At 33.2% G+C, this 26,847-nt stretch carries 27 protein-coding genes; 9 read left to right on the top strand and 18 right to left on the bottom strand.

Features of this window, described 5'->3' with window-relative positions; genetic code table 11:
- Nucleotides 1-139: 139 nt before the first annotated feature.
- From BG05_RS13220 to BG05_RS13210, 3 genes are read left to right on the top strand one after another with little or no spacing between them, the layout of a single operon-like run.
- Nucleotides 140-730, top strand: a complete 591-nt coding sequence (locus BG05_RS13220) for a bifunctional transcriptional activator/DNA repair enzyme AdaA (protein WP_003191058.1) — start codon at nt 140-142, stop codon at nt 728-730.
- Complete coding sequence (locus BG05_RS13215; protein ID WP_002185104.1) at nt 717-1,247, top strand: methylated-DNA--[protein]-cysteine S-methyltransferase; 531 nt, start codon at nt 717-719, stop codon at nt 1,245-1,247. Before BG05_RS13220 ends, BG05_RS13215 begins: the two co-directional genes overlap by 14 nt.
- Complete coding sequence (locus BG05_RS13210) at nt 1,244-2,155, top strand: DNA-3-methyladenine glycosylase family protein (protein WP_002185103.1); 912 nt, start codon at nt 1,244-1,246, stop codon at nt 2,153-2,155. The genes BG05_RS13215 and BG05_RS13210 overlap by 4 nt, the downstream gene beginning before the upstream one ends.
- Before the next feature lie 34 nt (nt 2,156-2,189).
- On the opposite strand, the gene BG05_RS13205 is transcribed toward BG05_RS13210, so the two are convergent.
- Both BG05_RS13205 and pepT read right to left on the bottom strand, forming a co-directional pair.
- On the bottom strand, nt 2,190-3,254 hold the full coding sequence (locus BG05_RS13205) for a lactonase family protein (protein ID WP_002128663.1): 1,065 nt from the start codon (nt 3,252-3,254) through the stop codon (nt 2,190-2,192).
- Nucleotides 3,255-3,354: 100 nt separating this feature from the next.
- On the bottom strand, nt 3,355-4,587 hold the full coding sequence (gene pepT / locus BG05_RS13200) for a peptidase T (protein WP_002128664.1): 1,233 nt from the start codon (nt 4,585-4,587) through the stop codon (nt 3,355-3,357).
- Between the two features lie 182 nt (nt 4,588-4,769).
- Between pepT and BG05_RS13195 the strand changes: the two genes are divergently transcribed.
- Nucleotides 4,770-5,414 carry a YczE/YyaS/YitT family protein gene (locus BG05_RS13195; protein ID WP_003191052.1) on the top strand — a complete coding sequence of 215 codons (645 nt, stop codon included), beginning with the start codon at nt 4,770-4,772 and terminating at the stop codon, nt 5,412-5,414.
- A 67-nt stretch (nt 5,415-5,481) separates the two neighbouring features.
- On the opposite strand, the gene BG05_RS13190 is transcribed toward BG05_RS13195, so the two are convergent.
- Both BG05_RS13190 and BG05_RS13185 read right to left on the bottom strand, forming a co-directional pair.
- On the bottom strand, nt 5,482-6,057 hold the full coding sequence (locus tag BG05_RS13190) for a histidine phosphatase family protein (RefSeq protein WP_002185101.1): 576 nt from the start codon (nt 6,055-6,057) through the stop codon (nt 5,482-5,484).
- Between the two features lie 224 nt (nt 6,058-6,281).
- Nucleotides 6,282-6,671, bottom strand: coding sequence for a VOC family protein (locus BG05_RS13185; protein WP_002014647.1), 390 nt, complete (start codon nt 6,669-6,671; stop codon nt 6,282-6,284).
- 426 nt (nt 6,672-7,097) lie between these two features.
- On the opposite strand from BG05_RS13185, the gene BG05_RS13180 reads away from it, so the two are divergent.
- Nucleotides 7,098-9,818 carry a putative bifunctional diguanylate cyclase/phosphodiesterase gene (locus BG05_RS13180; RefSeq protein ID WP_033734216.1) on the top strand — a complete coding sequence of 907 codons (2,721 nt, stop codon included), beginning with the start codon at nt 7,098-7,100 and terminating at the stop codon, nt 9,816-9,818.
- A 107-nt stretch (nt 9,819-9,925) separates the two neighbouring features.
- Here BG05_RS13180 and BG05_RS13175 read toward each other — a convergent pair whose 3' ends face one another.
- Genes BG05_RS13175 through BG05_RS13160 form a run of 4 tightly spaced genes read right to left on the bottom strand, consistent with a single transcriptional unit; the run spans nt 9,926 to nt 13,275 of the window.
- Nucleotides 9,926-10,990, bottom strand: a complete 1,065-nt coding sequence (locus BG05_RS13175; RefSeq protein WP_002128671.1) for an undecaprenyldiphospho-muramoylpentapeptide beta-N-acetylglucosaminyltransferase — start codon at nt 10,988-10,990, stop codon at nt 9,926-9,928.
- A 49-nt stretch (nt 10,991-11,039) separates the two neighbouring features.
- Complete coding sequence (locus BG05_RS13170; RefSeq protein ID WP_170935245.1) at nt 11,040-11,384, bottom strand: DUF6572 domain-containing protein; 345 nt, start codon at nt 11,382-11,384, stop codon at nt 11,040-11,042.
- Nucleotides 11,384-12,292 carry an SDR family oxidoreductase gene (locus BG05_RS13165; RefSeq protein ID WP_002128673.1) on the bottom strand — a complete coding sequence of 303 codons (909 nt, stop codon included), beginning with the start codon at nt 12,290-12,292 and terminating at the stop codon, nt 11,384-11,386. Before BG05_RS13165 ends, BG05_RS13170 begins: the two co-directional genes overlap by 1 nt.
- The gene (locus BG05_RS13160) at nt 12,289-13,275 is read right to left on the bottom strand and encodes a UDP-N-acetylglucosamine 4,6-dehydratase family protein (RefSeq protein ID WP_002185097.1); all 987 of its coding nucleotides are present in this window, start codon (nt 13,273-13,275) and stop codon (nt 12,289-12,291) included. Before BG05_RS13160 ends, BG05_RS13165 begins: the two co-directional genes overlap by 4 nt.
- Before the next feature lie 467 nt (nt 13,276-13,742).
- Here BG05_RS13160 and BG05_RS13155 point away from each other — a divergent pair, with 467 nt between their 5' ends.
- Both BG05_RS13155 and BG05_RS13150 read left to right on the top strand, forming a co-directional pair.
- Nucleotides 13,743-14,921, top strand: a complete 1,179-nt coding sequence (locus tag BG05_RS13155) for a DUF2515 domain-containing protein (RefSeq protein ID WP_002128677.1) — start codon at nt 13,743-13,745, stop codon at nt 14,919-14,921.
- Entirely contained in the window at nt 14,896-15,297 is a 402-nt protein-coding gene (locus BG05_RS13150; RefSeq protein ID WP_002128679.1) for a CBO0543 family protein, read from the top strand. Before BG05_RS13155 ends, BG05_RS13150 begins: the two co-directional genes overlap by 26 nt.
- A gap of 27 nt (nt 15,298-15,324) precedes the next feature.
- Here BG05_RS13150 and BG05_RS13145 read toward each other — a convergent pair whose 3' ends face one another.
- The 10 genes from BG05_RS13145 to BG05_RS13100 all read right to left on the bottom strand — a co-directional run bounded on the left by BG05_RS13145 (nt 15,325) and on the right by BG05_RS13100 (nt 23,639).
- Nucleotides 15,325-15,747, bottom strand: a complete 423-nt coding sequence (locus BG05_RS13145) for a YfmQ family protein (RefSeq protein WP_002088014.1) — start codon at nt 15,745-15,747, stop codon at nt 15,325-15,327.
- Between the two features lie 65 nt (nt 15,748-15,812).
- Nucleotides 15,813-16,484 carry an LrgB family protein gene (locus tag BG05_RS13140; protein ID WP_002185096.1) on the bottom strand — a complete coding sequence of 224 codons (672 nt, stop codon included), beginning with the start codon at nt 16,482-16,484 and terminating at the stop codon, nt 15,813-15,815.
- Between the two features lie 23 nt (nt 16,485-16,507).
- Nucleotides 16,508-16,864 carry a CidA/LrgA family holin-like protein gene (locus tag BG05_RS13135; protein ID WP_002014630.1) on the bottom strand — a complete coding sequence of 119 codons (357 nt, stop codon included), beginning with the start codon at nt 16,862-16,864 and terminating at the stop codon, nt 16,508-16,510.
- Nucleotides 16,865-16,897: 33 nt separating this feature from the next.
- Nucleotides 16,898-18,331 carry a MocR-like pyridoxine biosynthesis transcription factor PdxR gene (gene pdxR, locus BG05_RS13130; RefSeq protein ID WP_002033714.1) on the bottom strand — a complete coding sequence of 478 codons (1,434 nt, stop codon included), beginning with the start codon at nt 18,329-18,331 and terminating at the stop codon, nt 16,898-16,900.
- A 67-nt stretch (nt 18,332-18,398) separates the two neighbouring features.
- Nucleotides 18,399-19,196, bottom strand: coding sequence for an alpha/beta fold hydrolase (locus tag BG05_RS13125; protein ID WP_002185094.1), 798 nt, complete (start codon nt 19,194-19,196; stop codon nt 18,399-18,401).
- Nucleotides 19,196-19,876 carry a bacillithiol biosynthesis deacetylase BshB2 gene (bshB2, locus tag BG05_RS13120; RefSeq protein WP_002167764.1) on the bottom strand — a complete coding sequence of 227 codons (681 nt, stop codon included), beginning with the start codon at nt 19,874-19,876 and terminating at the stop codon, nt 19,196-19,198. The genes BG05_RS13125 and bshB2 overlap by 1 nt, the downstream gene beginning before the upstream one ends.
- A gap of 32 nt (nt 19,877-19,908) precedes the next feature.
- On the bottom strand, nt 19,909-20,103 hold the full coding sequence (locus BG05_RS13115) for a hypothetical protein (protein WP_002014626.1): 195 nt from the start codon (nt 20,101-20,103) through the stop codon (nt 19,909-19,911).
- A gap of 193 nt (nt 20,104-20,296) precedes the next feature.
- Complete coding sequence (locus BG05_RS13110; protein WP_002185093.1) at nt 20,297-21,004, bottom strand: GntR family transcriptional regulator; 708 nt, start codon at nt 21,002-21,004, stop codon at nt 20,297-20,299.
- 30 nt (nt 21,005-21,034) lie between these two features.
- Entirely contained in the window at nt 21,035-22,444 is a 1,410-nt protein-coding gene (locus tag BG05_RS13105; protein WP_002185091.1) for a glycoside hydrolase family 1 protein, read from the bottom strand.
- Between the two features lie 205 nt (nt 22,445-22,649).
- On the bottom strand, nt 22,650-23,639 hold the full coding sequence (locus BG05_RS13100) for a phosphatidylinositol-specific phospholipase C (RefSeq protein ID WP_002185090.1): 990 nt from the start codon (nt 23,637-23,639) through the stop codon (nt 22,650-22,652).
- A 381-nt stretch (nt 23,640-24,020) separates the two neighbouring features.
- Between BG05_RS13100 and BG05_RS13095 the strand changes: the two genes are divergently transcribed.
- Both BG05_RS13095 and BG05_RS13090 read left to right on the top strand, forming a co-directional pair.
- A complete protein-coding gene (locus BG05_RS13095) occupies nt 24,021-24,818 on the top strand; it encodes a cell wall hydrolase (RefSeq protein ID WP_002088026.1) in 798 nt (265 codons plus the stop codon).
- A 303-nt stretch (nt 24,819-25,121) separates the two neighbouring features.
- Nucleotides 25,122-26,459, top strand: coding sequence for an NAD(P)/FAD-dependent oxidoreductase (locus BG05_RS13090; RefSeq protein ID WP_002185089.1), 1,338 nt, complete (start codon nt 25,122-25,124; stop codon nt 26,457-26,459).
- Nucleotides 26,460-26,847: the final 388 nt, after the last annotated feature.

The following is a 26,847-nucleotide window of genomic DNA, read 5'->3' as shown; positions in this document are numbered from 1 at the left end:
TGATGTGCATTTTCAATTTTCATGCTAACACAAAATAGATACCCTATCATAGTTTCAGCTTTGTAATCTTGCTCTTACATTCGTAAATACGTACATACGTACTTTATTCAGGTTATACTAATGCCAGAGGTGATGTTCTGTGCATAATGAAGAGTTCACAGTAACAAATGAGTATTGGCAAGCAATTATTCATAATGACTCCACATATGATGACAAATTCTTTTACGCTGTAAAATCAACCGGTATTTTTTGCCGACCATCATGTAAATCGAGAATACCGAATAAAAACAATGTACGTATTTTTCTTAAGGCAGAGCAAGCATTACATGAAAATTTTCGTCCGTGTAAACGTTGTAAACCAAACGGGCTAACTTTACCTAATGAAGAATGGGTAGAGCAAATTAAAGAATATATCCAAAAACATTATTGTGACGTGCTAACCCTCGACTTACTCGCAGAAATATGCCATGGTAGCCCTTATCATCTACAACGCACTTTCAAGAAAATTGTAGGGATTAGTCCAATAGAATATATACAGCAATTCAGAATTAAAAAAGCGGCAGAATATCTTTCACATACAAATCAATCCGTTAAGGAAATTAGTATTGCTGTCGGGATAGAAAACTCGGAGTATTTCGCAACTTTATTTAAAAAGAAAACCGGATTTACTCCTACTGAATATCGAAAAAAGAACGAAATGAAAGAGGGATACAATAATGAATTCCTATAAAAATAAATCTATATATTGGGCGCTAATTACACATAAAAATTGGTGCTTGCATATTGCTGCAACTGAAAATGGACTATGTTTCATTGGATCTCAAGACGAAAACTTTGAAGAACTAAATTTGTGGGCTAGAAAAAAACTGCCACAGCATATATTGACTCACAATCCAGATTACCTGCTAACATATACGAAAGAAGTTATCGAGTATTTAGAAAACAAGCGAGAAACTTTTACATTCCCTATTGATGCTTACGGAACTGAATTTCAATTATCTGTTTGGAATACGGTACGTGAAATTCCTTATGGAAAAACATATTCTTATTCAGAAATTGCAGAAAGAATTCAAAAACCTACAGCTGTACGTGCCGTTGCTTCTGCTATTGCTGCCAACCCACTTCTTATTACAATTCCTTGCCATCGCGTTATAGGAAAAGATGGAAAACTAACTGGTTTTAGAGGCGGATTAGAAATGAAGAAAGAATTGCTTACATTAGAAAAGTTACCGGTGGAATTCATATGACAGCAGAATATAATAGCGCATTGACTTTAGTAGTTCCAAAAGAATTTAGTTTTCAAGAAAACTTACGCTATCTATCGCGTTCTAAAAATGAATGTATGTTTCATATTGAAAACAATAAAATCTATAAAGTCATTCCTGTTCAAAACATAAATCCATTAGTTGAAATTGGTTTGAATGCCAATAGTAATATTCAAATACGTTTTTTAGGAGCATCATATGTCTCTGAAAAATGGGCACACGATGCCGTATCTAACTATGTAAAAGAGTGGTTTGATTTAACTACTGATTTAGCTCCCTTCTATAAATTAGCTAAACACGACCCACTCCTTCAAAAACCCATTAAAGAATTTTACGGTCTTCGTACTTTGGGAATTCCGGATTTATTTGAAGCACTATGCTGGGGGATTCTAGGTCAACAAATCAACCTCACATATGCCTATACTCTAAAAAGAAGATTAGTCGAAAATTTTGGCGATTATGTAGATTGGAACGGTAGAAAACATTGGATATTCCCATCACCTGAAGTAATAGCAAATTTAGATGTAGAAGATCTCGCAACATTAAAAATGACTACAAGAAAGTGCGAATACTTAATTGACGTCGCGCAGCTCATTACAGAAGGTAAATTATCAAAAGAATCTCTATTACAAATACAAGATGTGAAGCAAGCTGAAAAACAATTAACTAGCATTCGCGGTATAGGGCCATGGACAGCTCACTATGTTTTGATGCGTTGTTTACGATTCCCTTCAGCTTTTCCAATTGATGATGTTGGTTTGCATAATGCAATTAAATTTATAACAGGTTCCGAAAAGAAACCGACTAAAAATGAAATAAAAGAATTTGCATCAAATTGGACAAATTGGGAGTCTTACGCGACTTTTTATTTGTGGCGGGTGCTATATTAAAATTTCCTAATAAAAAATAGATAGGGAAACCTATCTATTTTTTCACATGTAAAAACTTCACACATACTGGCTCTGGAACATTTACGTCCGTCTGTACAAGCGTTAGCTCCCCTGTCATTTCATCCCTAGCAAATAAAGTCAAAGTATTAGATCTTTCATTCGCTGCAATTAAAAATTTTCCATCCGGATCTAAAGAAAAATCACGTGGCCAATCCCCTTCTGTCGATACTGTTTCAATAAAAGCGAGCTCTCCATTGTGCTCATTCACTCGGAAAACCGCGATACTATTATGTCCCCTATTTGCTGCGTAAACAAACTTGCCATCAGAAGAAATGTGAATTGCACTTCCATAACTATCTTTTCTAAAATCTTCAGGTAATGTAGAAATGTATTGTTTTTCTTTAAAACTGCCACTCTTTGCATCATATTGAAGTACAATAATCTCTGAACTTAATTCTGTCATAACATATGCATACTGCGCACTTGGATGAAATATAAGATGCCTTGGACCACTACCATGTTTTACAGATAACCGTGTAACTTCTATTAGTTCTCCATCACTTTCTTTATATGTAATCACCTTGTCTATTCCTAAATCAACTGCTACTACATATTTTTCATCAGGAGTAAAATCTATATAATGAGCATGTGCCTTTTCTTGCCTTTCCTTATTTGGTCCTGACCCTTTATGTTCTACAATTACCGTAGCAGCATTTAAACTTCCATTATCCTTTTTCACTAAATAGGACTCTACTGTTCCTTTATGATAATTAGCTGCTACTACTATACTATTCTCCCGATTCACACTTACATAGCACGGCGATGCCCCTTCTAAAACTTGCATGCTAATCGAATTTAGATTACCGGATTTATTATGAATAGAAAAACTAGCAATTCCACCTAACCCATTATCTTTCGCAACAGAATAAAGGTACTCGTTGTTATGACTAATCGTTACATATGTCGGACTTCCTATATGAGCTGCTAATTCAATCCCTTTAAGTTCTCCGATGTTCGTATCAAGTATAAATTTATAAATCCCCTTACTCTCTGCTTTGGTATATGTCCCTATATAACCATGAAACTGATTTTCACTCATAACATTTCCCCCTTTTACAAACGTCTTGTAACAAGTTTCACTTTGTATTTTTACTATAGAAAAGAACCAAGTAGCACTTCATTACTACTTGGTTCTCTTTTTAAGCTTGTTCTTCAAATCGTCTTGCGATTTCTACAATTACTTGAACAGCTTTTTCCATAGTATCTACCGAAACATACTCAAATTTACCGTGATAGTTTTCACCACCAGTGAAAATATTTGGCGTTGGTAATCCCATATATGATAATTGCGATCCATCTGTTCCACCGCGAATTGGATGAATATTCGGTTCAATATTTAAACTTTTCATTGCCTCATACGCAATATCAACAATTTCTCTCACCGGTTCAATTTTTTCAAGCATATTATAATACTGATCATTCATCTCTAAAACGATTGCATCTTCGCCGTACTTCTCTTGCATGTTTTTCACAATATCTTTAATATTATTTTTACGCGCTTCAAAATGATTACGATCAAAATCTCGAATAATATAGTAAGCTTTACTTTGCTCGACATCACCATTTAAAGAGAGTAAATGATAAAACCCTTCATATCCCTCTGTATATTCTGGCGCCTCTTCTACTGGTAACTGTCTATCGAATTCCATAGCGAGTTTACTTGCGTTACGCATTTTGTTTTTCGCTGTTCCAGGATGTGTATTTGTCCCTCTAAAAGTTAATTTGGCACTTGCAGCGTTAAAACTCTCATATTCTAAACCACCTAATGGACCTCCGTCCATTGTATAAGCAAACGATGCACCAAACGCTTCTACATCAAAATGCGATGGTCCACGGCCAATTTCTTCATCCGGTGTAAATGCTACTCTTATTTTTCCATGCTTAATTTGCGGATTATGTATTAAATAATTCATTGCGACCATGATTTCTGTAAGACCAGCTTTATCATCTGCTCCAAGAAGTGTTGTACCATCAGTTGTAATAATTGTATGTCCTTTATATGATGGTAATTCCGGGAACTGTTCAGGTGTTAACACAACATTTAATTCTTCATTTAACGTAATCGCATTACCATCAAAATTTTCATGAATTTGTGGTTTTACGTTTTCCCCTGTAAAATCTGTTGCTGTGTCTAAATGAGCTAAAAAGCCGATTACAGGAACATCCTTATCTGTATTAGCAGGCAGTGTTGCCATTACGTAACCATTTTCATCCATCGTCACTTCTGATAACCCAATCTCTTTCAACTCTTCCACTAATAACTTACCAAACTCAATTTGCCCTGGTGTTGTAGGCACTGTATGACTTTCTTCATTTGATTGTGTATCAATCTTTACATATCTCGTAAATCTTTCAATAAGTTCTTGTTTCAAATTCGTTCACTCCTTTTATAGTTCTCTCTCTATTATAATCCTTATAACGAAATATTTTAACTTTTTTGACTGTGAAAATATATATCCATTTACATTTTTAATAAATCATAAAAAGACATAACATTTGTACATTTAAATTCAAACATATAATATACATCATTATATATTGGGAGGTTTTAAAGATGAGGCTAACTCTCTTTCGCTATTTTCTTTTTTTCCTAGGATTAATTTTTTTTGGACTTGGAAATGCTCTCGCAGTCAAAGTTAAATTCCTCGGTTTACACCCTTGGGAAGTTTTAAATATGGCTCTCTACCAACGATTTGGGTGGACAATTGGCACTTGGAGTGTCATATGTGGATTATGTCTCGTTCTTATCTCTTTACTAGTAGATCGAAAATATATAAACGTGGGCACATTTTTAAATGCACTACTTATCGGTCCTATTATGGACTTTTTCTTACAATCAAAAATCCTTCCAAACGCTAGTGATTATTTATGGATAAACTTACTCATTTTATTTTCTGGTATTGCAATTACAGGCATTGGGGGCGGCATGTACGTTGCGGCTGGCATTGGTGCTGGACCCCGCGATGGATTCATGCTTACCATTTCTGACAAAACTGGGTTATCTATTAGCCGTGCTCGAATTATTGTAGAATGCTTTGTACTAGTCATTGGATACATGCTAGGAGGTCCTGTTTTTATCGTAACTTTTCTATACACTTTTATTCAAAGTCCAATATTCCAGCATTCATTTAAGGTATTTCAAAAACTCTTACATACTTTAAATAACAAAAACAAAGAACGTATTAGTAAAAATATTTAAAACTCAACTTAATGCAAAAGAGTGTGTTTTAAAAGTAATTTTTAAAACACACTCCATATACCCCATTTCATTCTTCTCTCCATAATCTCTCTACATTCATTAATTGCTCTTCTTTAAATTCTAGCTTATATATATCCGGTTTGGATGTATTCATTAAAAATTCAAGTCCATATTGATTATCAAAATAGTTCATCATTAGTGTCATTACAAGCCCATGTGTACCAATTACAATTTTATGTCCTTGAAAATTCATTAATATTTCTTTTAACACTCTCACTACTCTTCGCTGACAATCCGCATATGACTCTCCATCCGTCAGTGCATATTCTGGATTAAAAAACATCTCCTTTACAAGTGGGTACACTTCCTTATCCGATATAATTTTATTTTCTTTTGAAAACTTACACTCTTTAAGACCTTCATATACTAACATTTCTTTTTCATGGAGATTCGCTGACTCTTCTATCGTTAACATAGCCCTCTTATACGGACTTGAAATGAAAGTATTAATTCCCTCTGTTTCTAATATCTCAGTTATTCTTTGAGCATCTAAAATTCCCTTCTCAGTTAATCCACGTGTTCTTTCATTTCCTTCTAATTTTGGCGATTCACCATGCCTAACCATATAGATATATGTATTCATAATTCCTCCCTTTTCTATATCCCTCTTTAAAGACATGACTATCAACCCATAAGAATATACGTTCTTATTTCATATCTTTCCAGAACAAATTATCAAATGTTAATTTTCAGATAAATTCACAAAAAAGCTTCCCCTTGATTTTATCCCCTTCAAGGAAGCTTATATATATTTTCTTTTACACTATCAAAACTCGAAACGTCTTTCTCCTCTAGTTTCGCCACACCTCATTCTTCTATTTTCATCAATACAATTCTCCAACCATCCGGATCTTCTATCGTTATCCCCTTTTCTTTCCAATACGGATTTTCTGGTTCTACTTCACCATACCCCATTGTATGCAGCCTTTTACTCACTTTTTTCATTTCACTATCTTCTCGCATGTAAAATACAAGTAAGTTATCTTTTGTTGGAGCTGGACATGGGCTCCCATCTATATATCTTGTAAATTCTAAATGATATTCTTCATCTGGTAGTCCAAACATGACGCCATCGTAACCTTCATGACCGTAAAATTCACCTATACGCTTTAAACCTAATCCTTTTTCATAGAATGCTATAACCTCTTCAAACTTATCTGTTGGACGTGCTATTCGAAACTTCACCCAATTTTTCATGCTTTTCCTCCCATACTAAAAACGTAATGAATGACTATATTTTATTGTATATTCTTAAAACATTTTTGAAATCCCTCATTAGTATGAAAATAGATACATACAAAGGTGTTCCTTACTAGCCTATAACAATCAAAAACTCACCTAGAAAGAAAATCCCATCATTTTATATGCAAATTTGCATCTCCACTTGCAAAGCACTAAAAAACCTTTAAAATATACTGGATGACTAAATATACAATTCCCATCTAAAATCTTGATACACTAAAAATCATTAAATGTAGTGTTTTTTCATTTTCAAGAATTATTGCACTCTTGTTTTTTTCCTTATAAGCATGCTTTTTATAAGGAAATCTGATACAATCCTTAAGCAATATTATTACATATAGATATTACGAATATAGTACATACTTAAAGAAGGTGATTTTTTTGAAATTAAATAAAAATTTACAGATATGTATATTAATCACAACATTAATATGCTATTCAATCTATTTTATGTTTTTCTTTCTGTTCCCTACTAATTTTTCAAATTTCAATGTACGCTTCGCTTCACTCATCGTTGAAGTCATTACATTTATATCGCTAATTTACTCTATATACTCTAAAAAAGTTAGTTCAAATCCTTTTTGGATATGTATTACAATTGCAATTGGTAGTTTTTTATTAGGAAAAGTAGTATATACGTATCAAGATACCTTTTTCGAACTTCCAATACATCATTTTACTATTTCTGATGTATTTTACATGTTTTTTCTATTCTTCTGCCTTATCGCTTTTTGCTATAAGATCTTAAAAGAATGCAATAAATGGGAAAAAGCTTTCTTTATTTGTGATATATGTATAGTACTTACTTCCATATTCACATTAGAATGGTATTTATTTAATCAGCCAAATTTAAATATATTCTCACTTTCACTCGCAGATATTTTCCTTTCATTTCTATATCCAATTGCAGATCTATTATTTCTTCTACTAGGTGTTAGTCTCTTTTTCCGCCCAACAATTTTTAAGTCCAAGCGGAAAATTTATATCTTTATTTTTGTATTAATTAGTTCTGCAACTTTTAACTATATTTATTTTTACTTAAATACCCATTTATCAACTGACACTATAACATTTTTACGTCTTTTATATAGAATACCTATATTGCTTATCGCAATAGCTGGGTCTATTTCAGAAGATGATAATAGCCATAAAAATTATTTCATTGTAAACCCTATACTAGGAAAGAAAGTTTTAGTCGTATTTCCCTATCTTGCTGTTGCAATACTAATCGGGTTTACATTAAAAGAACAAACATCGTCTTCAACTCTCATTACAGGAAATTGTATCGCTTTTGTTTTCGTACTTATTCGCCATTCTATTGTGCGTATGCAAAACGACACCCTAACAAAACGTTTACAAGTATTTAATGCTCAACTAGAAGAAAAAGTTACTTTAAGAACTTCTGATTTAGTCCATAAATCAGAGGCCCTATCTCAGAAACAACAAAAATTCAAATCATTATATGAATATCATCCTGATCCCATTTTTACGATTGATTTAAATGGAATATTCTTAAATGTAAATAAAGCAGGAAGTATACTACTTGGAGCACCAACGAACGAGTTACTTGGTGAGACATGTTTTTCTATTATTTTAGATGCAGATAAACATAAACTGATATCTGCATTAGAAAAAGTTAAACAACAAGAATCAGCATCCTTACAACTTAGTTCTCAATATAAAGATGGCTTTACTTATTTTTTATACGTTACCATCGTTCCTATTATGATAGATGGACAAATTTCAGGAAGCTATATTATGGTAAAGGATATTACCGCACTAAAAAAACAACAAGAAGAAATAAAATATTTAGCATTCCACGATACTGTAACGAAAATTGGGAATCGATCCTTTTTCCATAGGAAGCTAAGAAAATTTATAAAAAATGCTCAAACAACACAAAGTGAGTTTGCATTATTATATTTAGATTTAGATCGCTTTAAAGTAATTAACGATACACTTGGACATTCGTCAGGTGATTACATATTAGAAGAAGTAGCAAAGCGATTCCAATCATGTCTTCCATCACATACTCATCTGTCAAGAATCGGTGGTGATGAGTTTACAATCTTAATTGAAAACTATACTGACGAAGATTCCTTATTCGAGTTATGTAACCAATTATTTGAAAGCATGGAAAAGCCGTTTGTCATACATGAGCATAAATTAACTTTATCACTGAGTATCGGTATCTCCATTTATCCACATTCCGGAATCGATACCGCTACACTTCTGAAAAACGCTAATGTTGCAATGTATGATGCAAAGGCAAAAGAGCTTAACTCTGTCTCTATTTATGACGATGTAATCGCTAAAAAAATCGAAAGACGATTACGATTAGAAAAAGATTTACCAAACGCAATACAAAATGAAGAATTGTTCCTTTTGTATCAACCTCAAGTTGATAGTGAATCTAATAAAATTATCGGTGCAGAAGCTTTAATCAGGTGGAATCATCCTGAATTAGGTGTTATTTCTCCATACGAGTTTATTCCGATTGCAGAAGAAACACTACAAATTATTCCAATAGGAAAATGGACATTACAGCAGGCTTGTGAGCAAATGAAACGTTGGCACGCACTCGGATATTCGCATTTAAAAATAGGGGTAAATTTATCTGCTAAAGAATTTGAACAAGAAGGATTTGTAAAATCTATTTCTTCTACTTTAGCAACTACAGGCTTACCAGCAAGTTCCCTTGATCTAGAATTAACAGAACGAATTGCAATGATGGATGAGAGAGAAACATTGATAAAACTGCGTACACTAAAAAGTTTAGGGATTCACATTTCAATCGACGACTTTGGTACAGGCTATTCTTCCCTAGCCTACTTACCTTTATATCCAATCGATACGTTAAAAATCCCAAGAGAATTTATTACAATGTCTGAAACGTGTGAAGATGGAATGGAAATCATTAAAACAATCATCACATTAGCAAATACATTAGGAATGTCCGTCATTGCTGAAGGCGTAGAAACGAAAGAACACGTAAATTTCCTTCAAAAAAATAAATGTCAGTTTATTCAAGGTTACTATTACAGTAAACCTATTTATGCCAATGCATTTACTAAGCTGTTAGAAAACGGTATTCGTCCATAGTAAATCAAAATGCATATAACTCTATACTGAATGTAATCGTTATAGGTAATAATGAATTTGAACAACTATAGTAAAAAGGAAAGAAATTATTTTCTTTCCTTTTTTTATTATTTAACTACTTCATTTATTAAATCTATTAATTGATGAATTCCCTCCTCATTTGTTTTCTTAAATCCATTCATGTTTTGAATATATCTCTCCTTATTTACATACAACTTATTTACCACATCTGTAAATGTACTGGTGCTTATTCTATCTTGAAGTAATACTTCCGCATACCCTTGCCTAGAAAAATAGTCAGCATTTAAAACTTGATCCCCTCTACTGGAACCATTAGTTAACGGAATAAGCAACATCGGTTTCTTCAAAAATAACAATTCAGAAATAGCAGTAGAACCCGCTCTGGAAACTACAACACTTGCCATATTCAGTATATGTGGCAACTCTTCTCCTATATATTCAAATTGCATATAACCTTCCATTCCGATAGAAGGATCCACCTTCCCTTTACCACACATATGAACAATATTAAAACTTAATAATAATGTATCTAAACTTTTCCTTACCATATCATTTATCCACTTAGCACCTTGACTCCCACCCATTATTAACAATACTGGCTTATCTTGCTGAAATTCACAATACCTTCTTCCTCGTAATACGTTACCTCTCTCAATTTCTTCCCTTACAATTGGTCCTACATAAACCTTTTTCTCATTACTTACATTCTTCCCTGTATGAGGAAATGTTGTGCATAGTTTTGTAGCAAAAGGTAATGCTATTTTATTTGCAAGTCCTAACGTGCTATCTGGTTCACGTATTACGATAGGTACACTATTTAACCATGCCCCTACAACTACAGGAACTGAAACAAATCCTCCTGCAGAAAAGATAACGTCAGGCTTTATTTTCTTAATTAATTTATAACTTTGTAAGCAGCCTTTTATAATTTTAAAAGGATCTTTAAAGTTCTCCCAATCCCAATATCTCCGGAGCTTCCCCGTTGAAATACTATTGTACTTAACATTTTGAACTAATAATTTTTCAATTCCATTTTGAGATCCAATATACTCAACTCCCCATCCTTTTTCTATAAATTTAGGAATCAATACCATATTAATCATTACGTGTCCGGCTGTACCGCCCCCAGTAAAGAGAATCGTTTTATTCATAGCTTATATCCCACCTTTATCATTAAAAGTCTAGCTTTATAGTAATCTTTCAAATGTACATTAACTTACTATGATTTATATAAATCTTTAACTCCAGACCTATGTCTTGCAAAAGATCTTTGATGAGTTCATAAAAATCATTTCCATACTCACTACATTCATACTGAGTAAAGACTTGGATTACAGGCCTAGTTCCTGTATATATTGTTTTGGGGTTTCGATTAACCTTTTCCACATATGCTCGACATGTATTTATCGCCTCATAGATGCGCAAAACGTGTTCTTCTTCATCTTTCCAATCCAGCGTATCAACAATCGAAAGCGATAGCATATTTTGATTATTTATAGTCTCATAACAATTCATATATTTCTTACATCCTTTTATATTTTTCATTAAATGCAGATGTCACTACACTTCGCATACTCAAGTACATCTTTTAATGATTGCTGAAATGGGATTTCTGGAACCCAACCTAACTTTTTTATATCCTCTAATACTAAACTTTCATTTGAGCCGCTCTCACTATTCTCTGTTTCTTTTATAGTAAAATTCAACTGTGTTAATCCTTTATATTGTTCCAATACATCTAATAAAGAGCGTTTTACTCCTGATCCAATATTATATTGTTTTCCATTTATACCATCACGTAATAACACATGATACGCTTTAACTGCATCACGTACATCTAGAAAGTCTCTACTATCTTTCAAACTGTTTACTTCAATAATCGCTTTACTTCTACCTGATTCTATATCTATCATTTTTTTTGCGAGAATTGAACAAACACCATTCGATACTCCTGGACCAATTAAATTTGAGGGCTTTGCAATGATAATATTTGAATCCATTAATCCGCCCCAAGCCTCCGCAATAATGACTTGCATAGTTTTACTTAAACTATATGGATTTGAAACTTTTATGTTTTTCATACTATCTGCTTGCAATGCAGATCCTATAACTAATGTTTTACAATGCGAGGCTTCCTGCTTAATGGCTTCTAATAAATATAAAGTCCCTATTACGTTAATCTCTATATATTCCAGAGAAGCTGTCCAAGACTCATTAACTGAGTTTCTTCCTGCTAAATGCAATACATAGTCTGGTTTTATTTGTTTAATTACCTTCATTACTTCACTCTTATTTGTTAAATCACAAGTAATACCATTTTCGATTTTTTCTCTATGTGAACGATTTTGAAACATAGGAATTACATGAAAGCCCTGCTCTAAAAAATATTGGCAAGCATGACGTCCTGTGAAGCCATTTGCACCAGTTATTAAAAGGCTCGCATTTCTTTTCATCGTAAAAACCCTCCTTTTTCTAACATTTGTTTCACCTCATGTTTTGTAAGTAAGTCTTGTTGAGAACTAAAACTCTTCACATCCACAAGCGGATAACTAGCATAATATTCTTGAAGTCCTTCTATAGGAATAGTCGGTAGTACCACAAAATAATTTTGATCAAAACTAATACTTGTTTTACTCTCTACCTCAGATAAAAGCATTTCACTTAATTTTTCACCAGGTCTTATCCCTACCTCTTTTATCTTCACGTTTTCTTTTTTTGAATCTTCAATCAATATTATTGCTAAATCCGTTATTTTACATGCTGGCATTTTCATAACAAAGATTTCTCCTCCTCTTCCTTCAGATGCTGCTTTAAATAACAATCCAACAGCATCTTCAATGGTTAAGAAAAATCTAGTCATATTTGCATCGGTAATCCCTACTTTTGAAGATTGCTTAATTTGCTTTTTAAAAAGCGGTACCACACTTCCACTCGTTCCTAAAACATTTCCGCCACGAACACAAATGAATTTTGTTTTCTTCGTTTGCACATTCGCATGAACCATTAATTTTTCACCAATTGCTTTTGTCATCCCATACGTATTTGATGGATTGGCCGCTTTATCAGTTGAAACATATATAACTTTCTCAACTTGATTCTGGATAGATGCTTCAATTACATTTTGCGTACCATGTATATTTGTTTTTATAGCTTCATAAGGATAATATTCACATACTGGAACATGCTTTAAAGCTGCAAGATGAAATACACAATGTACACCTTGGCAAGCATATACTAGTTGCTCTTTATCACGAATATCTCCAATAATAAATTTCAATCTCTCTTCATTTATAAACTGTTGCTGCATTTCAAACTGAACCGTTTCATTCCTTGAAAAAACTCTAATTTCTTTCGGTGATTTTTCTAATAGTTGTTTTATAAGTTCATGTCCCCACGAACCTGTGCCACCAGTAATTAAAATTATTTTATTAAGCATTCCTTTTCCTCCTACCATACATTTCAATTCAAATTGTATTTATTAAGGTTATTGAATTATTTTCAATTGATTCAAATCATAATCGTCGTTTGTTACATTTAATTGACAAAATAAAAAAACAGAAACTATTTTTTAATAGTTTCTGTTTTTCATTTCACTTCTTAGCAATTAGATTTTCTTTATACTGTTTGAATGATAACTATATTACTGGTTTAAAAAACACCGCTCATTTATTTCTTATGCTCGTAATAAAATAAAGTGAAACTTTAATTAGTGGGGATTTTGTCCATCCCCGACTGATTATTAGTTGAATCAGTCGGGCTTTTACGAGCAGCCCCACCCTCACCTAACTTCTTTGCTTTAGCCGACTTTTGAGATGGGAGTCTTACTGCTCGTTAATAGCGAGATAAATGGAATGATTCATAACCAATACCACATTTAAACTCATAGAAAAGGGAGGTAATGGAATGTACCAAAGCAATTCAAACAATACATCTAAAGAATTCTCAAAAGCACTCCCTCTCTCCCTATTCGACGTGAAAAACGAGTTACAACAAAAAAGCGATCTCATCTCTTCTGTTACCATATATAAATTAACGAAAGAAGAGCAACTTATCATCGATAAAATTAAAGCTCAGACAAAAGAACTAAATAAAAATAACGTCACAAGAACACGTGCATACTACCAATTTTACATTCAATATCCAGAAATACATTGGGCACTACTTGGGCATATCGTATCACGTAACGGTGGCTGGAATATGACAGATTTAAAGGGAGATTTATATACGAGGCTTTTATCCGAGAAAGATCAAATTACATTTTTCTCTTTTTTAGAAAGAGGAAATTGGCTCATTTTCCAAGATGTATATCCTCAATTTTTACTATATGAGCAAAGTGTAAAAAAATCAAAAAAGCTATTTCATCTTCTCACTCACTTAAATGTTTCTACATTTATGGAAACAATGTGGAACGATTTTTGGAAAACAGGTAACAAAAAAACATTAGCGATCGCAACTATTATTAATGAACAAAACTACTTAGAAAAAAGAGTTATTCAAAATGCACACTTTAAAAAGACTGTATTAAATAGTATTGGATTTAAACTCTTTGATTTTTTTCAGTTTAATCATATCCTTTTCCCATTTTACGAAAATGATAAAAAGCAAAAAGTATTACTATTTGGTGATACAATGAAACATTTCACTTCTTTGCATGAACGAATTTCACTTGGAAAACGGTTGTATTCATTGTTATTTCGGGATACACATATTTTATCTCAAATAATAAACTGGGTCCATCACCATCCACATACAGGCTCAAGAAAAGATTACTGGCCTCATTTATTTTCTAGTGTAAATGAATCTTTTTCACGTGAGTTTTATAAACGCCGAATAAAGAAATGCCAGTTACGTAGTGACGCGTATCGTATATACAGCCCTGCACTCATCTATGCATGGCGGGATATGAAACATGAAGAAGTTGAAAATGAAGATTGGTTTAACGATTGGCAAGTTGTAAATTATTTAGTTGATAAGGAGGAAAATATAAATGGAAAAATTACAGAAGACTACTGCAAAACACTCGAAAAAATTGAACTCGCAATTCTCGCAAAGAAAAATGTCCTCCTTCGAGAAGAAGAATGATTTTTTAGCATTATTAGTTACAGTCTTACTTTCTTCTATTATTGGAACTTGCTTAGATGCTTTCTTTGTGCATACACAAATATATTCCTTTCCAGTTAGACCTTTCTCATCTATATTTTCAGTTAACATAGGCTTTACGTTGTTTGTGCTACCAATTTTAACAATCATTTTCATACAAATTTCAAAAACATTATCTGCAGTTTCTAGAACTATATTTATTATTTTAATAGGGCTTTGTGCTAGTATTTTTGAACAAGTTGCTGAGCGGTTAGGTTTATTTGTACATAACGGGAATTGGCATCATGCTTATTCTTTATTTGGATATATCATTTTCTTTTCTCTTATTTGGAAATTATATACTTGGATGCAAAAATAAAGAGACCGTTATAATAACGGTCTCTCCTTAAGCATAATCTTCAGTCACTGCTACTGAACGACTTTGAAGGCTTTTTGATCGCAAACGATATGCAACTACTTTCTTCTTATATTGCTTTACTACATCAACGTGTTCCTCGTAGCTATATATAGAAAATCTAATCTCTCTTTTTCCTTTCTTCGTCTCCATGACTATCGGTGTACCATTCCCTTGCGGCGGAAAATAATGTTTATCTAAAAATAAAGCCTCGTTAAATTCATGAATAACTTGAAGTTTCATTTCTCCTTCTATACTTTCCCCATCTACCGTTACAGTAGTATTTTCCTCATCAAGTTTTTGGTGTAACTCAAATCTACTAATAATTGATTCTACAACAGAAGTTGGCATACTAGAAACTAGTACTTTAAGAGCACCAAAAATAAATAATGTAACTATAAACCATGTTGTCATTTTAATCATCTCCATTACGCTCTAAAATGAGTAGTGTTATGCTCCTTATTACGATTCATTAATTTTCAAAATAAAAATTTCACTCCATAAGGTACTAATATACTAATAAGTATCCCTGTTACAATCATCGTTACCGAACCGATAGTTGCCTCTTTCTCTCCTTCTTTCACTAGACGGCTCACACCAATAATATGTGATGCACAGCCCATCCCCACTCCTTTTCCAATCGTACTTGTTATTCGGAAAAACTTAAGTACTGTCGGTCCGATAATAGCACCTGTTATTCCTGCAACAACTACAAAACTAGAAGTCATAGATGGAATGCCACCAATTTGATCCGCTAATGAAATGGCAATAGGCATTGTCGCTAATTGTGGTAAAGTTGTTAATATAAGTTCCTTATCTATATTTAAAATTCCACCAATCACTACATTCATACTCGTTAAAGCCACTATACCTATCACTACGCCGATTAGTATCGCTAAAAAGTTTTTCATAAGTATCTCTCGCTCTTTAAATAGAGGTATGGCTAACGCTACAATTGCAGGACTCAAAAAACCTGAAAGAATGTCTCCCCCATTTTCCTTATACTCATGATGAGAAATACCAAATATCAAAAATAAGCAAATCATAATTGCTGTAACTGTTAATACCGGTAACGTAAATGGAGACGTAAATTTTTTATATAACTTTGTCGCCAATAAATAAATTACTACAGTAATAATAATTAAGACCATTTGAATCGTGCACCTTGTCGATTTTATTTTTTTGATGTTACTAATAATTGACTTACATACCCTGAAACAATCAATGTTACTACCGTACTTGCAACTACTAAAAGGAATATAACACTCCCCTTACTTAAAAGAAAAGATCCATATTCCATTAATCCTGTTGTCGAAGGAATTAGAAATAACGGTAAAAATACTATTAACTTTTCTGCCCCTACCTCAAACCACTTTAATGGAAAAATACGAGTAGAAAGGAGTAGAAACAATATTAACATCCCTATTAAACTTCCTGGCATCGACAGATGGAATACTCCTTGAATCCACGTACCAGCTAAGCTAAACACATATAGCACGCCTACTTGAAGTAAAAGCGTCACGTACTTCATTTCTTTCCCTCATTTCCATATTACGCTTCACTATTATGAAATCTCATTTAATGTTTCCGCAAACCTTGTAACTCCAAGCTGAATTTGTTCTACATTCGCTCTGCCAAAAGTAAATCGGACATATTCACTTTTCGAACCTAGGACGCTTCCTGGGACAAATGCTACACCATTTTGTATAGATTCACCTAGTAAATGATATTCATCAAACGTTCCTTGCACTTTGCACCATAAATGTATTCCGCCCTCAGGAACAAAAAATTCAATCTGATCCCCTAATATTTCTTCAAGCTTTCTAATTAACTCATCTCTTCTTTGTTTCAGTTGTCCACGAAGCAACGTAATATGCGTATGAAAATCCTCAGATTCTAAAAATTGGTTCGCTACCCACTGTGTAAATACACTATGACCGAAATCAACTTGCTGCTTCGCATCTGCCAATCTCTCAATTACGCGCGTGGGGCCAATTACCCAACCAATACGTAATCCTGATGCAACAATTTTTGATAATGAGCTCACATAAAGAACATTCCCATTTTGATCCATCGATTTCAATGTTGGATTCACTTCTCCATTAAAAGAAGTCAAACTATACGGATCATCTTCTACAATCGGTATACCAAATTCAGAAGATAGTTCTAAAACCTTTTTACGTCTTGCCAATGAAAGTACCGTTCCAGTTGGATTTTGATAATCCGGATTTAAAAACACCATACGAATGCGATGCTTTTTGTGCAAATCGATTAAGTCATCTGGATTCATACCATGCTGATCAACTGGTAAACGGAATATTTTTAAACCTGCTGATTTAAACATCGGAAGTGAATAACAATAGGAGGGATCCTCAATTGCAATCGCATCTCCAGGCTTTAACAAACATTGAACGATAAGATTAAGTGCTTGCTGAGCTCCAGATGTAATAAGAATAGAGCTTGAATCTGCTTCTATTTGTTTATATTGCTCGACATGTGCCGCAATGGTTTTTCGCAACATTTCATTTCCAAGCGGATGGTCATAACCGAGATTTCCCATAAATGTTTTCTCCGACAAAATTGTTCGAAATCTATCACTCGGAATTAAATCTGATGACAATTCACCACTCGCTAAATTGATTAAATCATCTTTTTGTGTTTCCGTTCGAATTTGTTGAACAAGTGGTACATTAGGTAAGAACGATCCATCCTCAACGTACCTACCCCAGTTCGGTATTCGTTTATGTGACACACCCCATATATCTGTATTCACCCGAGTGCCGCTTCCTTTTTTCCGTTCTACTACCCCAAGTGATTTCAATTCCTCATAAGCAGCTACGACCGTACTCCGGTTCACTTGTAAATTCTGTGCTAACATACGCTCGGAAGGTAATTTTCTATCAGAAGGGAATTCACCGGTAGAAATGCCTCTTTCAATGTAATCAGCAATTTGTTTATAAACTGGTATCTTATCTTCACGATTCGGTTGCCATTCCATTTAGTTCCCTCCTCTCCAAGCTGGTGCCCTGAACTCATTAATAACAGTATTCACTGCAAAAATGGTATTAATCAAGCGCATGATTTAAAAATGCCTCTACCGTCACATTAAAGCTAGTAGGCTGTTCTAAATAAGGCAAGTGCCCACTATTTTTCAACTCAACGAAGGTCACGTTTCTCAGGTGTTTTTCAAATTCTCTCACATACTTTTCCGGAACAAAATAATCATTCTCTCCTCGTATTATTAATGCAGGACATGCAATGTTAGAGAGGTATGGTCTTTGATCGTAATCAACTAATTCAGCGAATAGCCTTTGAATATGCGTCGGATGAATCATTTGTAGGGATTGATGAAATCCTCGGACAATTGCATCATTATCTTCTACTCCCATTGCTCTCAATAACGTATCAGCCCAAGTTTTCCCTTTATCCTGCAAGCTAAGTAAATCATATACTTCAAGTCGTTCTTTACGATCTGCCGGTTCTAAATAGGGAAATGCATTTACAACAATTAAGCTAGAAATAAAACGTGGATATTGAATAGCAAAATCGATACCCACTCTAGCTCCTTTTGAAAGACCACAAATTGTTACTGATTTTAGCTTTAAATGATTACATAACTCATATAAAACATTTGAATATTCTTTAAAACTAATTTCCATCCCTTCGGATTTCCCATGCCCAGGTAAATCGAGTGAGATTACGGTCCATGTCTTCTTGAAGTATTTTCTTTGATATAACCAATTATTCGAATTTCCTCCAAGACCGTGTAAAAACAATATGACAGGACCCGATCCTTCTATATTGTAAAAAATCTTTCGATTCTTATATTCAAAATACATATTCATCACCTTCAGATGTAGCATCACATATTTTTATCTTTGAATGAATATATCCAAAACGGTTCTCTTTCTAACCACTCAACTGTGCCTGAAATACCGTCTTCATACTCCCTTTCCAGCTCATCCACTTTAGTTGTAAATTGTGATGCATGTGCTCGTAATGCTTCCAATTTTTTCGAAACATATTTTTTCACTTCATTTTTAAAATCTGGAGGTCCTATTTCGTCTTCATGATTTTTCGAAAAAGCTACAGCATAAAAGGCTGGTCGTTTACTTTCCGAAATATTAGCTAAGACCTCTACTACTGCTTCCCCTGTTGCATCGTGATCCGGATGAACTGCATACCCAGGATAGAAAGAAATAACTACAGAAGGATTCAATTCTTCAATACAGTTTTGAATCAAGCTTCTTAATTTTCCAGGCTCTTCAAATTCAAGAGTTTTATCACGATATCCCATCATACGTAAATCTTCAATCCCTAAAATATTTGTAGCTCGCTTTAACTCTTTCTCTCTAATTGTATATAAAGATTCACGAGTTGCAAAAGGTGGATTCCCCATCGCTCTCCCCATTTCACCAAGTGTTAAGCAAACATAGGTAAGAGGGACTTTCTGCTCCGTATAAGCCAAAATTGTGCCAGCCACACAATACGACTCATCATCTGGATGCGGGAAAACAACTAAAACATGGCGCTCATTTTTCATCAATGCATTAACTCCTTCATCATATACACACTCTATAAAATAACGACCGCATACCAAGTAACTCCCACAAGAAGCCCTAAAAGAAGAATGATATAGATAGCAGATAAGTTTTTTACATTCCTCTTTGTAGACTTACCGTAATTCTCTTCTACATTTCGTGCGACTAGTACGGTCCCAAATAGTGATACAACTACAATAATAACAACTAGTGAAATCGCAAAACTCATTGTCTTCCACCTCTCTAAGGCCAGTCTATTTTAAAGCATGAATAAAATACTACCTTTCTTCTCTTATCATAATAGAAGTTTGTAAAAAACGGACCAACCACTTTTGTGTTTTTTTGCTCATCCACTTTAAAAATAAAAAGCAACTGCTCACTTAGGACCAGTTGCTTTTTTACAAGGCTACTTATATTCATTTTCAATTAAAATTAATTCGATTTAAAAGTTTGGTCTTTTCATAATGAAACATTGATTGAGATAGCTCGAAAATTGTTCCATTTACAAGATAAACTGTATTTTCAATAAGAAGCGCTGGATCACCTTCATTTAGTTCTAAAAGCTTTGCATTTTCTTTATTTATTTTTTCACAACTAATAACTTTATCGGCAAAGCCAATATTTAATCGTAAATCCTCAATGAAATAACTGTATACAGAACTTAATGCTATTTCTTCATTCAAATAAGGAATGATATCTTTTTTGAAATAACTTACTTCAATAGAGAATGGTTTCCCATCTACAATTCTTACGCGCTTCAAGAAATATAACCTAGTTCCAATCTCGCATTGCATCCGTTCTACTATCTCTTCACTTGCCTCTATTACTTCAATCTCTAGCACTTTCGTTTCAATATTTTGTGAAACGAGATTTTTCGTTAATCCACGTAAACTTCCTAAATTAATGTAATCTGTTACAGAAGTTTCACGTAAAAACATACCACTACCTTGCACTTGAAAAATATAACCTCTATTCACAAGCTGACTAATTACTTTACGTATCGTATTACGGCTTACTTCAAATCGATTCATCAACGCTTCTTCTGTAGGTAATTTTTTCGTTTCATTAAAAAGCCCATCTCGAATGTTTTGCTCTAACACATCTGCAATTTGTTTATACTTTGCACTCATACACTTTCTCCTAAAATACTCTTTTATCTGTTATAACTCTTCTCCTCTCGTTTCGATCACATGTTTATACCAATGAAACGAAAGTTTCTTCTTACGTTTTAAGTTATCATTATGATCGACAAAAATAAAGCCATATTGCTTTTTATATCCATTTAACCAACTTAATAAATCAATAACTGACCATGCATAATAACCTTTTAAATTAATTCCCTCTTGAATTGCACGCTTCATTACTTTTAAATGCTCTTCAATAAATTTAATTCGCGGAACATCTACAATTTCTCCGTCAATGATTGGATCTTCATCACCAAGTCCATTTTCCGTTACATACATCTTTATGTCACCGTAACGCGCTTTCAACATATGCAATCCATCTAAGAAACCTTCGGGAGATATTTCCCACCCCCATTTGGTATATGTTTTATCATCCATTTTTACTGTTCGATAAAAACCATCGAAAGAAGGATTACCTGGAGCAAGTGTTGAGTTTTCTCGAGAATGCTCCTCGCTCTTTATATCCATATCATATCTTTCTACTCGTATTGGCTGATAATAATTCAAGCCAATAAAATCATTTTTTTCAGCATTTTGTTTAATGATTTCTAATTCTTCAACCGTCCAATTAGGAGTCCACCCATTTTCCTTTAATTGTTGTACAACATAAGACGGATACTCACCTTTTAAAACTGAATCGTAGTACCAGTACGTTTCATATTCATTCGCATGATTTGCTGCTAGTATATTTTCTTTTTGATCATCCACACTATAAGCAGGTAAGAAAACATGTGTAATCCCAATCTCCCCATACTGTTTCAGCTGCTTGTACACCGCAACTGTTTTCGCATGCGCATAAAATACATAATGAGTCGCTTGAAAATACTTTGGAACATCATTTTGTATTCCTGGTGGATGTGCACCTTTTAAATAGCCTAATCCACAAAACATTACTGTTTCATTAAAAGTAATCCAATGTTTCACTCTATCACCAAATGCCTTAAAGCAAATTTCTGCATACTTTACAAAAGCCTCTGCTGTTCGTTTATTCGTCCACCCACCATCTTTTTCTAACGGTAATGGTAGATCCCAATGATATAAAGTCGCAAACGGTACAATCCCGTACTTTAAACATTCATCAATTAAATTGTTATAAAATTCAATTCCTTTTTCATTTACCTCTCCACCTCCAGTCGGCAATATTCTCGCCCAAGAAATCGAAAAACGATACGATTCCAATCCCATCTCAGCCATTAAACGAACATCTTCCTTATATCGATGATAATGATCAACCGCTATATCACCATTTGTTCCATCGTATGTTTTGCCAGGAATTTTTGAAAACTCATCCCAATTCGTAACACCTTTTCCATCCTCATTCCATGCACCTTCTACTTGATAAGAAGCTGAAGCAGCCCCGAATAAAAAATCATGTGGAAACTTCATAATATATACCTCCGTTTCATTACAATAAATCAAATTCATTACTACATATAAAATTTATAGGTACAAATTTTATATGTAGTAATTATAGCTTAAGTTTCGATTTTTTTCTATCATGAACGTACGATATGTAAAGCTATATTTGATGTTAATTTTTAGAAAACAAAAAAGAAGCGATGTATTTCATCGCTTCTTACTATGACAATCTTTACTCTTTTACAAGTGACTTATTCGCTCTTATAACTTCTTCATAAAGTATTGGGGACCATTTTTCATTTATATAATCTTGAATTACCCAGCCCACTCTCATAGGATTCTTTTGCTTCATATAGTTTGCAATTTCAGGATTTATGTAGGACGCATAATAATATGGACTATTCCATGCTGTACCACCAGAAGACAAGCTTGTAAAATTAATATATAGATGATTACAATCTTCACTGTTGTTAATCGTTTCATTTATCGTATCTTTAATAGATTTTACTTTCTCATCATAACTCACTTTATATTTATCTTGTACTGTTACATTTACATTTTGATTTACAGTTGTCGTAAACGTCTCATTATCTGGCCAATAAAAATTATTATATCCTCCAGATTCATTACTACCACTGTATCTTTTTAGTAGCACAATTTTTCCTCGAGCATCTCCAAGTCTTATATTCCCTTCTGTTTTTAAAAAGATAGGATCAGGAAAATATTTTTTTTCAAACGTACTACTAAATGAATCTTCTGCCCCTTTCATATCCTCATACTCTTTTTTTAAAGACATAATAATCGTTTCACTTGGATTATCTTTTAAAAATTGTTTCGCTTCATTTATAAATTCATGCAATGTTACATAAAGATATAATGGCCCATGATGAAGAACTATCGTATTATCATCTGTTAAACGCCCTCTAATATCAAAAATTCTAGCTCCGTGATCCATTTGGTAACGAAAATTATATTCTTGCGTCATTCCCCATACTTGCTTTATCGGATTTTGCAACTTGAACGTTCCACTATCATGTGTTCCTGGAATTGAAATTCGTGCTAACGGTACGTTATCGGGTATAGGTTGCATCCATTTTGACCAGTTTTCAAGCCCATTACCAGCGCTAGCAGCAACTGCTTGCTTATCATTGAAAGCAAATACAAATGTGCTAAGTATAGTACTACATATGAATAATTTCAAAATAAACTTCTTATTGCTCATTTTTATCCCTCTCTTTTTCTGTTTTATATCAAACTTATTGAATATAATATAAGCTACTTAATAAATAATGTTTCATAAATATGGAATATTGCATAGAAGTAAAATTTAAAAACATCCACATATTCTCATCTCAATGCATTAAAAAAATTTAATATCCCTTTTCACTAGATAAATTATAGTAAGCAACAACTCGAACTTCAATGGGCTTTCATATGCAATATTTCATATTTGGGTCCTACATGATATAAATAAAAAACTTATAATGATTATTTATTCTATACGTGCTAATATACTTATATTAAAATATAAATACATATCTTATATACTCTAAACTACATTACTCAACAATTAAAACTTAATTTTTTATTGGGAGGATTTACAATGAAATTATTAAAAATAAAACATATAATTCCTTTATCTGCGGCAGCAATTACATTCGTATGTAATCAAGGTGTAGCTGAGGCTTCCACCATTCATACAGTAAAAAAGAATGATACACTTTGGGGTATCAGTAAACAATATGGAGTTTCAATACAATCTATTAAACAAGCAAATAATAAAGGAAAAGATCAAACTTTTATTGGTGAACAGTTACATATTCCAGGATCCATGAAATCAAATGAGGTCACTGTTCATCAAAACGACAAACCTAAGAACATCTCTGGACAAATTATTTATCAAGTACAGCCGGGAGATTCATTAGAAATTATAGCAAAGCGTTACAATGTTACCGTTCAATCTATAAAACAAATTAACAATACAGTCGGAAACAAGCTTTATACAGGACAACATTTAAAAATCAATTCAAGTATTTCAGAAAAAGAAAAAGACTTAATGGCACGCTTAGTTACTGCTGAGGCAGGTGGCGAATCATATAAAGGAAAAGTAGCGGTGGCGAAAGTTATCTTGAATCGTGTAAATGCAAATGGTTTTCCAAATACAATAACAGGTGTTATTTATGAACCTATTAAACGCGGATATGCATTTACTCCTGTTACCGATGGTAGAATTAATCAGCCTGCAAGCGCAGAAGCAAAAATGGCAGTAGAAGAGGCTATCTCTACAAATGGAATACATTCTGATTGGCTTTATTTTTATAATCCAAAAACTTCAACAAACAAATGGATTACGACACGTCAAACAGTAGCGGTAATCGGTAACCACGTCTTCGCTAAATAAAACTATAATTCTCTTCAAATTTATGCACTTAACAACTATTTCCAATGATTAGCAGACCTCTTTACTTAAAAGGTCTGTTTTTTTTATATGTAAGATTTTATTAATCATATGACATAGTGATCATTTAAATCTATTTCTTCTTTCAAATAAAAACATTTGTATTTACTCCACCACTCAGAGAAATTAAAAAAGCATCAAGTTCAAAAACTCCCTCTTTATTAATAAAAGCTATTTCTTAACTTCATAAAAGTGTTATACACTAAGAAAATAAAAAACAAACTATTCGTTAGCAGGTGAAAGAATATGTATGATGTTACAATTATCGGAGCTGGAGTAAGTAGCATCTTTATGGCTTATTCATTAGCCCAAAGTAACAAAAAGATTTTAATTCTTGATAAAGGTAAAGCGCTAAAAGATCGCCATTGTCCTTTAGACCAAGGAAAAGTGTGTAATTGTACTACATGTGATAAATATTTCGGATTTGGTGGTTTAGGAAAATCTGAAGGGAAATTTAATTATACAAATGGATTTGGTGGCGAACTTGAGCAAAAAGTAGGTAAAAAAGCTTTTATACAACTCATGGCTGAAGTAGATAAAATTCTATGTCAGTTTGGCGGAAGTTCGGTTTCAAAATATTCTACAGAAAATCTAAATCTCACTAAGAGAGCTGAAGCGTGTGGTTTACAAATGCTCACAACAGAAGTAAGGCATCTTGGCACTACACTTTCAAGTAACATTTTTCAGCAGCTCTATGAATTTTTACTTAACAAAATAGATATCCGATTTCATATAGATGTACAACATGTCGTTAAGCAGCAAGACCATTTTAAAATATCTACAAATCAAGGAACTGTCCATTCTAAGCAATTAGTATTTGCAACTGGGCGTTCTGGAACGGATTGGTTAAAAGAAATGTGCTCTTCCCTTAAAATTGCACAGGAACAAACCCGTATAGATTTAGGTATTAGGGTAGAGATGAAAGAACATCAATTACGTTCTATATTAAAAGATACATTTGAGACGAAACTTTCTTATCAGCATGAACATTTCACGGCTACTACTTACTGTATGAATCCAAAAGGACGCATTATTCGAAAGTATGAAGAAGGTTTAGTTATGCCTGACGGTCAAAATTTTCGAGAGCAAGGAACTGGCACTTCTAACTTAAATTTCACTTTATTTATCCCGCGCTATTTTCCAACTCTCAAAGAAGCAAATGTATACGCAAGTTCAATTATTAAAAGCATTAACCAAGGACGAGATCGGATTGTTATACAGCGTTTAGAGGACTTAATAAAGAAACAACCTACAGCCGAGAACAACATGAAACATAATCGTATACAGCCTACACTACACGGAGATTATGGAGATTTGAATAAGGAAATCCCTCAATTATATATTGAAGGACTCAAAAAATTTTTATTACGTTTAGAACAATTTATCCAAGAACCTATCGATAAAGATACTTTATTATATGGAATTGATGGAAAGTTCTATTCTCCTACAATAAAAATCAATAACCATTTTGAAACAAGTATGAATGGGCTATTTTTAATTGGAGATTGTTCAGGCGTCACTCATTCATTATCTCAAGCAGCTGCAAGTGGTCTGTATGTTGGAAAATATTTATCAGGTATTTAAACTTTTTAATTAAGATGCCAGTCAAATGTTTTAAGTTTCACCAACACTTTACTTATCTAATAATAGCTTTAACGAAATTATTATCCCTCCCCCGCTGATGATTAAGCCACAAAGAATCAGGATTTTACGGGATATATTGAAAACACATGAAAAACTACATTCTATATAGAATGTAGTTTTCTACTAATTAATATAACCGTTTTCTACTAATTAATATAACCGTTTTCTTCAAGCTTACTTTTCTGAAAATTTAAACTGGTTGAATGTCAATAGTTTAAAAATCATCTATTCATTTTCACTTTCATTTGTTCGATATTTTGTAACATCGCCGTAGTGTTTAATATGTTAGGATGTCTATAAGTATTTTTTACTACAACTATGACTTTTT

Origin of the sequence: Bacillus mycoides (assembly GCF_000832605.1) — a bacterium.
In the GTDB taxonomy this organism is placed as follows: Bacteria; Bacillota; Bacilli; order Bacillales; family Bacillaceae_G; genus Bacillus_A; species Bacillus_A mycoides.
Note: the sequence above shows the minus strand (reverse complement) of the source record. Positions and strands in the feature narration are given on the sequence as shown.

Excerpts from the sequence above, each read along its gene's own strand:
- BG05_RS13215 (WP_002185104.1), top strand. The coding sequence starts at position 717 with ATGAATTCCTATAAAAATAAATCTATATATTGGGCGCTAATTACACAT.
- BG05_RS13210 (WP_002185103.1), top strand. The coding sequence starts at position 1,244 with ATGACAGCAGAATATAATAGCGCATTGACTTTAGTAGTTCCAAAAGAA.
- BG05_RS13205 (WP_002128663.1), bottom strand. The coding sequence starts at position 3,254 with ATGAGTGAAAATCAGTTTCATGGTTATATAGGGACATATACCAAAGCA.
- BG05_RS13195 (WP_003191052.1), top strand. The coding sequence starts at position 4,770 with ATGAGGCTAACTCTCTTTCGCTATTTTCTTTTTTTCCTAGGATTAATT.
- BG05_RS13190 (WP_002185101.1), bottom strand. The coding sequence starts at position 6,057 with ATGAATACATATATCTATATGGTTAGGCATGGTGAATCGCCAAAATTA.
- BG05_RS13185 (WP_002014647.1), bottom strand. The coding sequence starts at position 6,671 with ATGAAAAATTGGGTGAAGTTTCGAATAGCACGTCCAACAGATAAGTTT.
- BG05_RS13175 (WP_002128671.1), bottom strand. The coding sequence starts at position 10,990 with ATGAATAAAACGATTCTCTTTACTGGGGGCGGTACAGCCGGACACGTA.
- BG05_RS13170 (WP_170935245.1), bottom strand. The coding sequence starts at position 11,384 with ATGAAAAATATAAAAGGATGTAAGAAATATATGAATTGTTATGAGACT.
- BG05_RS13165 (WP_002128673.1), bottom strand. The coding sequence starts at position 12,292 with ATGAAAAGAAATGCGAGCCTTTTAATAACTGGTGCAAATGGCTTCACA.
- BG05_RS13160 (WP_002185097.1), bottom strand. The coding sequence starts at position 13,275 with ATGCTTAATAAAATAATTTTAATTACTGGTGGCACAGGTTCGTGGGGA.
- BG05_RS13155 (WP_002128677.1), top strand. The coding sequence starts at position 13,743 with ATGTACCAAAGCAATTCAAACAATACATCTAAAGAATTCTCAAAAGCA.
- BG05_RS13150 (WP_002128679.1), top strand. The coding sequence starts at position 14,896 with ATGTCCTCCTTCGAGAAGAAGAATGATTTTTTAGCATTATTAGTTACA.
- BG05_RS13145 (WP_002088014.1), bottom strand. The coding sequence starts at position 15,747 with ATGACAACATGGTTTATAGTTACATTATTTATTTTTGGTGCTCTTAAA.
- BG05_RS13140 (WP_002185096.1), bottom strand. The coding sequence starts at position 16,484 with ATGGTCTTAATTATTATTACTGTAGTAATTTATTTATTGGCGACAAAG.
- BG05_RS13135 (WP_002014630.1), bottom strand. The coding sequence starts at position 16,864 with ATGAAGTACGTGACGCTTTTACTTCAAGTAGGCGTGCTATATGTGTTT.
- pdxR (WP_002033714.1), bottom strand. The coding sequence starts at position 18,331 with ATGGAATGGCAACCGAATCGTGAAGATAAGATACCAGTTTATAAACAA.
- BG05_RS13125 (WP_002185094.1), bottom strand. The coding sequence starts at position 19,196 with ATGCTACATCTGAAGGTGATGAATATGTATTTTGAATATAAGAATCGA.
- bshB2 (WP_002167764.1), bottom strand. The coding sequence starts at position 19,876 with ATGAAAAATGAGCGCCATGTTTTAGTTGTTTTCCCGCATCCAGATGAT.
- BG05_RS13115 (WP_002014626.1), bottom strand. The coding sequence starts at position 20,103 with ATGAGTTTTGCGATTTCACTAGTTGTTATTATTGTAGTTGTATCACTA.
- BG05_RS13110 (WP_002185093.1), bottom strand. The coding sequence starts at position 21,004 with ATGAGTGCAAAGTATAAACAAATTGCAGATGTGTTAGAGCAAAACATT.
- BG05_RS13105 (WP_002185091.1), bottom strand. The coding sequence starts at position 22,444 with ATGAAGTTTCCACATGATTTTTTATTCGGGGCTGCTTCAGCTTCTTAT.
- BG05_RS13100 (WP_002185090.1), bottom strand. The coding sequence starts at position 23,639 with ATGAGCAATAAGAAGTTTATTTTGAAATTATTCATATGTAGTACTATA.
- BG05_RS13095 (WP_002088026.1), top strand. The coding sequence starts at position 24,021 with ATGAAATTATTAAAAATAAAACATATAATTCCTTTATCTGCGGCAGCA.
- BG05_RS13090 (WP_002185089.1), top strand. The coding sequence starts at position 25,122 with ATGTATGATGTTACAATTATCGGAGCTGGAGTAAGTAGCATCTTTATG.